Genomic DNA, 14,062 nt, shown 5'->3' with positions numbered 1-14,062 from the left:
ATATTTACTTTCCAATTAATAATTCAATAGAACAAAGATGGCCGTTACGTATCTTGGATTTATTGTCAAGCATCTTAAACTGCCAAAATTCTTTATGTTGAACTCAAAATTGACCTTTGTTATAGCTATTTTTTAGTTTTGCACATGCAACAGCTTGTATGAGTAAGTGATTAATAACCAAGAAGCTAGTAAAACTTCATTACAAAAAACAACATTGCATGCAATATAATATTATCATTGAGTAAAAAATTTAGTTAGCTTTTGTGAATATTTACCCAAAAAACAATCGAATTAATAAAAACTATTAATTTCCAGTCTATTGTCGTAGAAAAGCCTGTTTTTTAACCTGGCTATTATTAGGAGAGCACTTTGTATTGTCTCATCACCGCTTCGAGGATTCTGGCGAAGCAATTAAATTACCTGATAAGCCCAACTCGAGCGATGCTCAGTATTGGTTAAAATTAACTAGGAAACCGACCGATTTCTGATATTTTCTGAAAGCTCTGCAAACGCTGAACAATTGTTACTTTCAGGATAAAAATCATTCATCATTTAGCATTATCAATTTATTTTATTTTTTCAGCATGAGCAAAAAAAGTGCCAGCCAAAATGGTGGCTCTGACTGACACAAAGATTTACTTACACTAACATTTCACTCGCGTTTTCTCTGAATCAACCAAACTTCAACAACACTGGGGAAAAGCCGTCGAAGTTTAGTTATATGGTTTACTTACTGATGGACAACATTCAAACTGGTATTTGCAAAATCAGGGCTTCCTACCAGGCTAATATAAAACCAGCCAGATGGCGGATTACTGATAGTGATTGATTCGGTATTACCAGATTGTGTTGATGCCGCATCATAAGTACTGGTCGATGGCCAGCTACCCGAACGTGCGTAAACGTCAACATTGCCAGTACCACCCGAGGTTTGAATAGTGAGACTGCTGGTGCCAGCATTAATGTAGGTTGAAAAGTATGAAGGATTACTGCTACCGGCAACACACACAGGAGTATCACTTTGCAACTGCCCACCATTTACCGAGGTAGTGCCGTCACAAGCGTTACTGGTACCAGTTACATAATCTGCCACTAAAGCAACATTGGCATAGTCGCTATAGCGCTCTACCACTACATACCAACGGCCACTTTGCGGTTGCGCAACCTGACATTGTTCATTGTTACCCGTTAAATAAGGACGGCAATCGTAGTCACTTTGCGTAGGTACGCGGTTATAGGCGACCATAATATCCGCATCACCACTACCGCCTGAAATATCAAAAGTTAAATCAGTTGCATTGGCTGGTACATCGATATAAAACTCCAGATTGCTGCCATCAGCAGGAGAAGCGACAGTGACAGTTTGGCCTTTTGTTAATTGGCCACTTTTAGGTGTATCATCACCTGGGGTAAACTGAGCAACCAGTGATACTCCGGCATAATCCGAGTAGTTTTCAACAACCAGAAAGTACTTACCCGCTTGCGGTTGTGCCACAGAACAAGTTTCGTTGTTACCACTTTTATATGGACGACAGTCATTATCGGTCGGTGTAGGGACACGGTTATAAGCCATCATAATATCGGCATCACCACTACCGCCTGATGTAGTAAACGACAGATTAGTCGCACCAGCAGGTACCTTGATAAAAAATTCTAAATCACCACTACCAGTTGGCGTTGCAATTGTGACAGGAACACCATTAGTTAATTCACCTTCGGTTGTTGGGTCGGTGGTATCAGTACTCTGTACAGTACCTAACCAAGTATTCCATTCACTATCATAGCTTGTGGAAATACCCTTAATGTAACTTAGATATCCATCATAATCACCCGCTCTGAAATAACTAAGAACGCGTTGCACATCACTGGGGTGTTTTTCAAACATAAAACGAACCGCCAGATATCCCCAGCGATAAACCAGATCTTGTCCACTATTGTAAGTATTATTAAATACACTACTTAGCGAATAAGCTTTGGTGCGCGCCAGTTCAATTGCCGTATCATTTAAGTCTTTTTTAGAAATATATTCAGCCAGACCTTCAATCCACCAAACAGTTTTATGTGTACCTGTTTTTGAATCGGCAAAATCACCTTTCAAATTGAAACGACCATCTAAATAATGCACATATTCATGCGTTAAATTCCAGATATGAAATTCAGGTAACATCCATTCTGCTTCATAGGCAATAAAGCGAGCCTGATTACCTTGCACAGACGGATCACCTTCCAGGTACATCCCACCATTATTGGTATCAATATCAAATAAAACACCTGCATTTGTTTGATAACTACTGCTATTATCAAACACCACCATTTCAAGATTGGTATTATAGTCATTAGCAACCGGCGTATTATTGGTTTGCAGCTTTTGGTGGAAATAACTTTCTTGTACCGTTAACAAGTTACACGATTCATTAAATTGCGCGGTTGTAATATCTTCTGCACGCATCACTAATGATGAACTACAAGTGTGAGTTAATGGTAACACTTGTGCTTCGAGTTGTTCTTTAAATCCACAAATATTGTATTCGGAACATTTATCTAAATAATCAACCACTGTCGCGACGCGTAACCAGACAGAACGACCTTTACCGTTTAAACTGTAACGATTAAGTACACTGCTCACTTCGGATTGAACAGTTGAGTAAACCGAAGCATTGGTATACTGTAAAAAACGAGCTAATTCGCCACCAGCATTTTCTTGCATAAATTGACTTTCAGTGCCTAGCATCCAATCTTGACGAGCAAAGCTACCCAGTGAGCGAATCAATGTGGTATCACTAGCGGTCGCGGCAATAAAATCATTGTTATAGTGTCCACGAAATAACACGGTAAAAATATTATTCACGGCAGAACGCATACTGAAAGAATTAGCGTAACCGGAATTCCAGCGCGACAACCACTCTTTTATCATCGGCAAATAACGCGTATTTTCACCTGCACTATCAATTAGAATAATCGCATCATAAATTGCCTTGCCGTGCTCTTCTGAATTACCATAAAAATCCGCGTTGTTTACCAGACTATCCAGTGCGCCGCGAATAGCATTTTTAACATCGCTACCAAAAGGACCAACACGATCGGGGCTATAATATTCATGATAATAGCCAGTGCGTAAAAAGTAATAAAGATTATTAATCGTTGATGAATCACCCAAACGATAACTTTGTGCCAGACTTGCCGCCGCATTGGCAACGGTCACCATTTTTGCCGATGTAAATGCAGCAAAGCTGGTTGAGTTAGCTTCAAACAAATCGTTAATACAATACATATCCTGCGTTAAAATATAATCAACCAGTGATTGACCAGAACGATTGGCGTACTCGCTTGCGGTACAAGTTGCCAAGGCTTTGCTGGTCATCGAATTGCTCGTTTGCGGGTTTTGATTAAACTTTTGCAGACTTTGGTTAAATTGTTGATGAGAAATTTCTCTTAACGCATCAGGCATTGGTTCAACTGGCGCAATGGCAGATGTAGTATTCGGTCCTTTGATTTGTTGTTTTGACGTGTCTCGATCGGTGTTTGCGCTAGCAGAAAGACTACTTCCCGCTAGTGCAACCATAACACCGGTCGCTAATATTGTTTTTATAAATTTCATACTTTTACCTTATTTTCTTTGGTGTATTGACTTGGATAAGTGAGCTATTTGCTCAAACGAACCAAAAAATCAAATATCCTGCACTACTTAATCAGGTAATTGATACAGGAATAGCATAACAATTTTTTTGCACACAATGATCATTTATTTTGTGTGCAAAATTACACAAAACTCATTCTGCTTAAGTGTGAATTACAGCCGGAAAATGATAGAGAGGGTCGAAAATGAGGTAGAAATCACATTAACTTTAATTGTTAAAGACATGATTTTAGTTAGAGATAGTACTTGGAGCGATTGACCAAACGCTCAATTAACTAATTAAATTTTGAATTATCAGCACTTGACATAAAAAAATCAAACCACTATTAAAAAATAATTATTATAAGTCAGAGGGGAGATTATTCCGATTGACTATATTTAGGAAATGCAATAACCATTTTAACGCCATGCTTTATATTTTTATCTAGCCTGATTGTGCCATTCAGTTTTTGGGTAATATGATTATAAATAATCGTTAATCCCAACCCTGAACATTCCGAAGATCGCCTGGTAGTAAAAAAAGGTTCAAAAACTTTTTCGTAATCTTCTGCGGTAACACCTTTACCATTATCGATATAAATCAGTTCAACCCAATCATCTTTGACGGTAAAGGTTATTTGTATATTCAACTGGTCGATCGAAAGACTACTATGTAAAATTGAATTTTCGATCAATTCTTCAATAACAATAGCAACGGAATCCTTAAAGGTATTTATTTGAATATCAGCAGACTGACGAATATGAACTGCTAATTGATCTGCATGATTTTGTACTTTAAGCAACTGAACAACCTGTTCAATATGAAACTTCAAGTAAAACTCTTCCGGTTTATCAACGTTATCATGCATCGACAAAGATTTAAAGTTTTGTACTAGTCGAATCGACTTATTAATACTTTGATTAACTAATTGAAACCCTTTTAAACACGAGTGTTCTATCGATTGTAACTCCTCGGTCAATTGTGCTTGATGGTGTAATTTGCCAAGTAGTCTAGAAAAGTTTTCTTCAATATGACTGATTGCCGTCAACATTATTCCCAATGGCGTGTTTAATTCATGGGCAACACCAGAAACAAGCCCAACCAATGATGCAATTTTTTCAGATTCAACCAGTTGTTTCTGTGTTGCTTTCAGCTCTTTTAAAGTTGTGGATAGTTCAGCCGTACGCTGTTGTACGCGAAATTCAAGTTTCTCATTGAGCTGTTTTAATTCGTGTTGTGCGTTAACCAGTTCATCAACATCTTCAAGCGTACCAACAATACGATTCGCTAAACCATCTTTTTGGCGACTCACCGCACGCCCCCTGGCACGATACCAATGCCATTGTTTTGCATTATTTTTACGTCGATAAATTACATCAAGATAGGCAGTTTTATCATGAATGTGTTGTTCAAATAAAGATTCAACTTGTTGAAAATCATCAGGGTGAACCACATTTTTTAGTGCGAATAAATCAAAGTGCTCGACTTGTTGTTCTTCTCTTATTTGTGACTTTCCAGAGGAAAAAATAATAGTGCTAGTTTGTAAATCCCAATCCCATAATTGATTACGGCTTCCCCATAGTGAAAAAGCGAGTCGCGCTTCACTTTTACTTAACTGCTTATACTGTTGTAATCGTTGGTAAACAAACGCCAGAATAATACTTAACGGTAACATCACATAAATAAAGTAGGCCCATCCAGATCGCCAAGGTGCCGCTTTGACTTTAACAACAAGCGTATCAGAAGCAATGCCCCAAGGGCTCTGTCCAACTCTAGCGCGCAGTTTTAAGCGATATTTGCCGGGAGGAAGACTAGTATAGGTAGCATTACGTGCATTGTTGCCAGCAGTAATCCAGTCTTCATCAAACCCTTCTAATTGATACTGATAAATAATTTCATTGGCATAATTATAATTCAAGCTCGAAAACTCAAATGAAACCAATGACTCTTTATGGGTTAATGTAATTTCATCTGTAAGGTAAATCGCTTTTTTTAAATGATACTTTTCTGGCGATTGAAGTTGTTCGCTATTAACGGCCACGTCTACTGTTTGATTAAAAATTTTTAATTGAGTTAATATAACGTTCAAGTTAACATCAGCCGATTTAATCGCTTCTGGTAAAAAACGATTAAATCCATTTACACCACCAAAATAAAAGTAACCATCTGAAGCTTTTAAGTAAGCACCACTATTAAATTCAGAACTTTGTAGACCGGAAGATAATGAAAAATGGGTAAAGCTTTCTGCAACAGGATCAAACATAGAAATACCGCTATTTGATGATAGCCAAATATAACCTTTTGAGTCTTCGAGCAGCGCATAGACAGAATTATTATTGAGCCCATGTCGTTTATCAAAACGACGAATTAATCCACTCAAAGGGTCAATTCGATTTATTCCTCCTCCATAAGTGGCGACCCAAATCATGCCGTCACTGGCAACCATTGTATACATTACTTTGTCATTTGAAATTGAATTTGAATTATTTGGCATGTAACGAAATCGAGTAAACTGCTGACGCCGCGGGTCAAAATGTGTAACGCCTGCATCATAAGTACTAATCCAAAACTGGCCTTTTTTATCTTCAATAAAATTCAGTATGAAATTGCCCGATAGCGAGTTCTCATTATCTGATTCATGAAAGTATCGAACAAACCGATTATTTTTTTCATCAAAGCGATTCAGTCCATTGCGTGTACCAACCCAGATATTTTTTTGGCTATCCTGGTATAAATGAATAATTCGATCATCGCTAAGTGTAGATACATCGTTTTTATCATGTCGCATATGAACAACTTGATTAGTTATTAAGTTGATTCGATTCAATCCACTGGCGTAGGTTCCTACCCACAGCTCATCGGGTGTTGTTTGTAAAACAGCCCAAACTCTATTGTCTGAAAGGCTATTTTTATTTTTAGGATCATGCTTATAATGGGTAAAACGCTGACTTTTTGTATGAAATAAATTTACCCCGCCCCCATCAGTTCCAACCCAAATTTCATGAGGATTTTTTTCAGCAAAAGTCCATACATTATTTTTGCTTAAAGAGTTCGGATCATAGGGATTTTGTTTGAAATGCTGAAAATGCTTGGTATTAATAGCAAACTTATTTAGTCCACGAGAAAATAATCCTAACCAAATAACATTATCTTCACTAATAAAAATCGTATTAATAGAATTTCCACCAATAGAATATTCATCACTAGGATCGTGAGCAAGATGCATAAACTGCCGGTTATCGGGTTGAAACTGGCTTAATCCATTTTCGGTAGCAATCCAAACACTTCCATCTTCGGCTTCGGCAAAATCTCTGACAGCTCGACCATTTTGCACACTTGTTGTGTCATCGTCATAGAAAAACTGTTCAAAGACTAATAGTTGACTTTTATTCGCAACACTATGTTGATTAACCAACTGACCGGTCAAAGCAATTCGATTAATTCCTTTGTCTGTCGCTATCCATAAATAGCCACGAGAGTCCTGAAAAAAATGATTAATTTTATCGGAGAGTAAAGTTGGCGTATTGCGAGTATTGTAGTAATCAATATGTTGAAAATTATCACCCGTAAATTTAATAATTCCATTGTGATCAGTTGCGACCCAAATTGCACCACTTGAGTCTTGAAATAATTGCGAGACAACTAGTTGTTTGTCATCAAACTTAGTTGAAACCAGAGAAAAACGTCCTGACTTTTTAGCAAATCGATTAATCCCACCCGAGGTTCCAATCCAGAATTCATTATCGTCAATTTCTATCATCGATGAAATACGATCGCTTGATTTCATTCCCGTTTGAGTAGACTGACGATAATGAGAAAAAGATTCCGTTTGAAAGTGAAATTGATTAAGTCCACCGCTGCGAGTACCGACCCATAATTCATTATTTCGTGTCAATAGCAGCGCGGTAATGAAATCATCTGAAATAGCGGTGGGACTATTGTTATCGTCTTGAAAAGCAACAAATTGATAGCCATCAAATCGATTCAAACCATCTTGTGTTCCAATCCAGATAAACCCAAAGTGATCCTGTAAAATACAATTGACGGTATTTTGTGATAAACCTTGTTCAAGCTGATAGCGGTCAAATCGGTTAAAAGCATATGCAGAGCCAATCGTCAAGCGAATGACACACCAGGCAAACACACAGAGTATAAGGCACCTGACCACCAAGAAAAGTTAACCTGACGAATAATTAAACTTAATAAATAGCTTAGTTGAATTTGTTCAGGTTAGCCAAAATAGCTTTAATCTCAAAAAAGAATAGTTTTACTTAGTGCAGCCCTTTGCTAACAATTCAATTGATATTAAGATAATTGAATTTTGGCACAAAACTCAACTTTTCTTTTTAGCAAACTTTTTAATACGTTTACGATTACGACGAGCTTTTTCAAGCAGCTCTTCGGTCACTTTTTTCTTACGCCCTTCAAACGGATTAACACTTTCTTTTAACTCAAATTTGATTGGCGTACCAACAATTTTAAGCGCTTCTCGAAAGCTTTTTTCCAGATATCGAATATAAGAATTCGGCAACGATGTGGTTTGATTACCATGAATAACAATTCTTGGCGGATTGTGCCCCCCAGGATGAGCGTAACGCAACTTAATTTTAAAGCGTCCACCGGCAGGAGGTTGATGCTTGGCAACAATCATTTCTAACAAACGGGTTAATTTTGACGATGTCATTTTCACTCGCGCCCCCGCATAGGCCTCATCAACGGCATCCCAAAGATGTCCGACATTTGTTCCATGCAAAGCAGAAATAAATTTTAAACGAGCAAAATCAGCAAAGTACAAGCGGCGACTAATTGCTTCTTTAACATCAATTCTTTTATCTTCCGGCAGATTGTCCCACTTATTTACCGCCAGAACCAATGAGCGTCCGGCTTCAATCGCAAAGCCTAATAAATTTAAATCCTGTTCAGTAATTCCTTCACGCGCATCAAAAATCATGACAACGACATTGGCATCATTAATAGCCTGCAAAGTTTTTAAAACTGAAAATTTTTCGACGGCTTCATTGACTTTACCGCGCTTGCGCACACCAGCAGTATCGATTAGCGTATACTTTTTATTGCGACGCTGCATATCAATATAAATAGAGTCACGCGTAGTCCCTGGCATATCATATACAACGACGCGTTCTTCGCCCAACAAACGATTAACTAAGGTTGATTTACCAACATTCGGACGACCAATAATTGCCAGTTTAGGGCCATGCTCAGATTCTTCTGCAACCAGCGCATCATCATCACTTGGCGCGATTTCTGTTGGCAAATCAGCGCTTTCGGCCGAGCCAGTGTCGGCAGTATTTTCGTTTTCTGATTCGCTTTGTAGTTCAGACGCCTCGTGCAAACTGATATTAGCGGCTGGAAAAATCACATTTTCAATCAGTTTACCCACGCCACGGCCATGTGCCGCAGCAATCGCTGAAACTGACTGAAAACCAAGTGCATAAAAATCGGCCAGCACGGTATTTTGGTCCATGCCATCAATTTTATTAACAACTAAATGAACTGATTTATTTTCTGAACGCAGTTGCTGTGCGATGGACTCATCTACGGGTGTTAAACCATCCCTCGCACTGACAATAAACAAGGTGATATCGGATTCTCGAACAGCCTGCATGGACTGTTCTGCCATTAAACCATCGACCCCAACCTCACCACCGGTAATTCCGCCAGTATCAATAATAATAAATGGGTGATCATTTAATGTTGCATGACCGTATTGACGATCACGAGTTAACCCGGGCAAATCAGCAACCAGTGCATCTCGCGTTCGAGTAAACCGATTAAACAACGTGGATTTACCGACATTGGGACGCCCAACAAGCGCAATCACTGGAAGCATTAACTAAAACCTATCGCTTTGCGACAGCATAGAGATTACCACTATGCCCGAATAAAATAACTTTATTATCAATAACTAAAGGTACCGCACTGATACCATCAGAATCGATATGCTCTCGACTAACCAAAGTGCCATCTTTACGTGACAGCCAATGTAAGTAGCCTTCAAAATCGGTCACGACCACATTATCACCAATCGATTCTGGCGCAGATAACTGACGGCGATGCAATGCTTTTTGGGTCCATAAAATCACTCCATTTGATTTATCAACCGCACTGACATGACTATTTTCATGGGTCACTAACAAGATTAATTCTGACAACGTAATTTCCTGAAAAGTTGATAGTTCACGTTGCCAAATGGCTTGTCCATTACTGGCTTCAATACTGGTTAAGTTACCATTATAGGCAGCCACATACACGTTAGTGCCTGAAACCAGCGGTTTAACATCAACATCTACCAGTTTTTGAATTTCAGAATATCCAACAGGGGCAGTAATCGTTTTTTCCCAGGCTAAACGCCCACTATCCAATAAAAATACCGCTAATTTACCGTTAGAAAAACCAGAAATTACACCACCACCTACAATGACAGGTGAAGAATCGCCGCGTAGTGTCAAACTTGGCATGGTTTGATCATGCAACCATTGCTGTTCACCACTTTCCGCATCAAAAGCCGTTAACTTATCATTAACTGAGCGAACGACCACATAACCATCACCGACTGCAGGACTGGTAATAATTTCACTGGAAACCGCACGACGCCACTTTTCAGTACCATCAGCAGCATTTAAAACAATGACTTCACCTTGAGTAGTCCCTACTGCAACAATATTATTGGCAACCGCAGGACCGCCACCAATTACTGTATTTAATTCTGTTTGCCAGATCACCTCGCCATTATCAGGGTTAACCGCGGCAACATTTCCTGACCCATCGGCCACGAATATTTTTTGATAGGCATAAACCGGTGACAATTTTACGGTTTTATCATTTGTGCCATCACCAATACTGGTTTTCCATAATACTTTAGTTTCAAACTGGTTATCTAAATCAACCAGCGGATCGGGCTCGTAAATATCAACTTCATCACTACAACCGGCAACAATCAACGCAGTCAGTAACAATAAGCAGCGTATTACTGAATTGTTAACCAACGCCATTACTGCAGCTCTCCTGCTTGCGCTTGAGAATTAGCAGTTTGTTGCTCAGAAGCACTCTCATTATTGCTGTCTGAGTCAGTAGTTTCTTCTGCCGATGAGGGGTTCTCGCTGGAATCACTGTCAGTTGGAGTAGTAGTCGCAGCAATTGAAACCATCACCGCTTCTGTCGACGGCTGGCTGAGTTGATCAATTTTAAATTGTAAGCTTGGGTGACGTGAAACAACCTCTTCATCAGTTTTGGCTATTTTATACGCCGTTAATGCTTCATCTTTTTTGCCAAGCGCCAACAGAGCATCACCTTTTACCAAATGAGCCAATTCGTAATAACCGGACTCATTATTCGCATCAAGCAGTTTAAGCGCGTCGTTGGCTTTATCTTGCTGAATATAAATTCTTGCCAAACGGATTTTAGCGATATTGGCCAGCTCATTATCAGCATGTTCTTTGATAATCCAGTTTAACTCATTGATTGCTTCATCTAATTCTTCTTTATCAATCGCCAATTTTGCTAAATGCAAAGCTGATAAAACCGCATAGCTTGAATCTGGATATTGATCTTTTACCGCTTGGGCGCGCTCGGTTAATCCATCTTTTGTGTCAGTTTTCAGTGTTTCTGTCACTTTAATATACATGTCAGATGCAGCAGCCTGATAGGTGCTTTGTTTTTCATCCCAGAATTTCCAACCAGCAAAACCAGCCAGCCCTAATACGGCACCTATAACCAGTGGTGTACCATTTTCACTCCACCACTCTTTTAATTTTTCAATTTGTTGTTCTTCTGTGTCGTAACTCACTTGAAACTCCCACGCTTAATCAATAAATTCATTAAATAACAACGGCAGCTGCTCACTTAACAAGGACTGCGCTATAGTTTGTTGCGGCTTTTCAACTCGCAAACATTTGACACTAACCGCTTGATTAGTTGCCTCTTCGTCACCAATAATCAGTGCAATTGTCGCTTGTGATTTGTCTGCTTTTTTCAACTGCTTTTTAAAATTACCACCACCACAATGCAGTTGAATCTTCAATTCAGGTAAATCATCGCGTAATTTCTCAGCTAACATACTGCCCTGCGTTTCGGCATTTTCACCCAAAGTGCAAATGTAGACATCAACCGGCGCAGAAAGTTTTGCAGCTAAATCAGGCTGAGACTCTAACATTAAAATAATTCGTTCTAATCCCATTGCAAACCCACAGCCAGGTGTGGCCTGTCCACCAAGCTGTGTTACCAGACCATCATATCGCCCACCAGCACATATGGTCCCTTGAGATCCTAAGGTTTGAGTTACCCACTCAAAAACCGTACGGTTATAATAATCAAGCCCACGCACCAGGGTAGGATTGACCGTATAGTTTATGCCAAGCTGCTGAAGCTTTGCACACAAACGCTTAAAATGTTCTTGAGATTCGTCATCTAAATGCTCGGTTAATTTAGGTGCATGACCAATCAGCTCTGCCATTTGCGGATTTTTACTATCTAAAATACGCAATGGATTTGAATTTAAACGACGTTGGCTATCTTCATCCAACGCTGAAAAATTAGCATTAAAATACTCAACTAACAGCACCTTATAAGCTTCACGAGCTTGGTTACTGCCTAATGAATTAATCTGCAACTCAACTTGATCAGCAAATCCAAGCTTTTTCCATAAACGAGCGGTTAAAGCGATTAACTCAACATCAATATCCGGTCCGTCAAAACCAAAGGCTTCCGCACCAAACTGATGAAACTGACGATATCGCCCCTTTTGAGGTTTCTCGCGACGAAACATTGGCCCCATATACCACAAGCGTTGTTGCTGGTTATACAACAGACCATGTTCAATACCTGCACGCACACACGCCGCAGTACCTTCAGGCCGCATTGTCAGGCTATCTTCACCTTTATCCACAAAGGTGTACATTTCTTTTTCAACAATATCAGTTACTTCGCCAATTGAGCGGCAAAACAGCTGAGTATTTTCAATAATCGGCGTTCTGATTTCTGCGTAACCATAACTGGCTACCAACTCACGCAGGCAATTTTCTAGGTAATGCCAAATGGGAGAAGTTTGTGGTAGACAGTCGTTCATGCCTTTTACGGCCTGAAATGCTTTGCTCAATGTACTATCCTGACTGATTAACGATAAGGTTTAAAAAATGCACTCAAAATCGAACGCGCAATTATAGCCTAATTTCTACTCGGAAACAGGGGCAATTGGGGTTTATTTCGCGAAAAATTCCCATAATTTAGTTACCGACAGGCCAACTATCATCCACTACAAAGCCAAAGCCAATAGATACGAAGGATTCATCTGGAGTGGTGCAGAGTAAATCCTCGATTGGTTTGGCATGATTTTCAACCAGTTTCAGTGGAATAAAAAGGGCAATAAATTGAGGGATAGTCGATTTACTAAAATGTGTAATCAGGTGTTGCAGTAAGGTGTCGGTCGTTAACAGCTCATCGTGTTTTTTTCTATGTGGCGCCATCCAGTGTGGCTTGGCAATTACGGCCCATCGCAAATGCGTGTTGGCAGAAAATGCATGAAAATTTTGTATCATCAGATATTTTTCAATAGCGATGCGGCCTAATGAGGTTAATTCTGAGGATTTTAGCTGAGAAGCCTTTAACCAAAACCCTCGGTTGTGCTGACTATGACTGGATTGCGGCGGTAACATGGGGGCGGTGAAAGCAACATTTTTATCCCACTCTCTCGCAGAAGTTTTTTTGTTTATCCGATGAGGATAAAACAAATAGCCCAATAAGCAAATTTGTGGGCTAATTTGCTTGATGCCCAGCATTTTAAGTTGTTCACGCCCGGCGCTAGTGGTTGATAAACGCGCTTGTTTTATTCCCAGTTTATGGAATTTTTTATCCAGCCTATCAACCAAACCAGGGCCTATCCACTGGTTCATTCGCGAATAATTGACCTTCTCGCTGATTGTCGGTGAGGATAACAGTCCATTAAGTTGCTTTTCAGTATAGCCATTATTATAACTATGATTATTATAACCATGATTATCGCCATTATTGGCTTGATTTTGACTAACAGCAGACGCAGCCAACACTCGCTCAATCCCCAAATAATATTTAACCGCGACCTCAAGGTGAAAATATTCATCCGTAGGTTCAAAGTAGACAATAAAGTCAAACTCACCAATTGTCGACTGACCATCTCTAACTTGTAAATTTTTAGCAATTAGCTGAAAACCAGGATAATTTAAAAAAAAGAATTCCCACAGTGCTTCAAAATAAGGACCAAGCATTTTTAAATTTTTATCACTCAAATGAGCAATAAGTGGCTCGGGAAAGCAATCAAGTGCGGTTATCCACTGATTTATATTGTGTCTGGCAATTTGTGCAAATGGCGGTGTAAAAATCGCTTCATCTATCATTGCTGGTGAATTGAATATCCAGGCCAGTTCTCTGACCCACGGATTTTTCAATGACAT

At 39.3% G+C, this 14,062-nt stretch carries 7 protein-coding genes; all 7 read right to left on the bottom strand.

What is annotated here, in order from left to right:
• Positions 1–730: 730 nt before the first annotated feature.
• The 7 genes from ABVT42_RS16285 to ABVT42_RS16255 all read right to left on the bottom strand — a co-directional run bounded on the left by ABVT42_RS16285 (position 731) and on the right by ABVT42_RS16255 (position 14,062).
• A complete protein-coding gene (locus ABVT42_RS16285; RefSeq protein ID WP_353896842.1) occupies positions 731–3,598 on the bottom strand; it encodes a M9 family metallopeptidase in 2,868 nt (955 codons plus the stop codon).
• A gap of 398 nt (positions 3,599–3,996) precedes the next feature.
• Complete coding sequence (locus ABVT42_RS16280) at positions 3,997–7,761, bottom strand: two-component regulator propeller domain-containing protein (RefSeq protein WP_353896843.1); 3,765 nt, start codon at positions 7,759–7,761, stop codon at positions 3,997–3,999.
• Between the two features lie 189 nt (positions 7,762–7,950).
• A complete protein-coding gene (der, locus tag ABVT42_RS16275; protein ID WP_353896844.1) occupies positions 7,951–9,468 on the bottom strand; it encodes a ribosome biogenesis GTPase Der in 1,518 nt (505 codons plus the stop codon).
• Positions 9,469–9,478: 10 nt separating this feature from the next.
• On the bottom strand, positions 9,479–10,630 hold the full coding sequence (gene bamB, locus ABVT42_RS16270; RefSeq protein WP_353896845.1) for an outer membrane protein assembly factor BamB: 1,152 nt from the start codon (positions 10,628–10,630) through the stop codon (positions 9,479–9,481).
• Entirely contained in the window at positions 10,630–11,424 is a 795-nt protein-coding gene (locus ABVT42_RS16265; protein ID WP_353896846.1) for a YfgM family protein, read from the bottom strand. Before ABVT42_RS16265 ends, bamB begins: the two co-directional genes overlap by 1 nt.
• 15 nt (positions 11,425–11,439) lie before the next feature.
• The gene (gene hisS / locus ABVT42_RS16260) at positions 11,440–12,732 is read right to left on the bottom strand and encodes a histidine--tRNA ligase (RefSeq protein WP_353896847.1); all 1,293 of its coding nucleotides are present in this window, start codon (positions 12,730–12,732) and stop codon (positions 11,440–11,442) included.
• A gap of 127 nt (positions 12,733–12,859) precedes the next feature.
• Positions 12,860–14,062: a DUF1853 family protein gene (locus ABVT42_RS16255; protein WP_353896848.1), complete on the bottom strand. Its 1,203-nt coding sequence runs from the start codon at positions 14,060–14,062 to the stop codon at positions 12,860–12,862.

This window comes from Aliikangiella maris (assembly GCF_040719265.1).
Classification (GTDB): Bacteria; Pseudomonadota; Gammaproteobacteria; order Enterobacterales; family Kangiellaceae; genus Aliikangiella; species Aliikangiella maris.
This window is presented reverse-complemented; position numbering and strand designations above follow the sequence as displayed.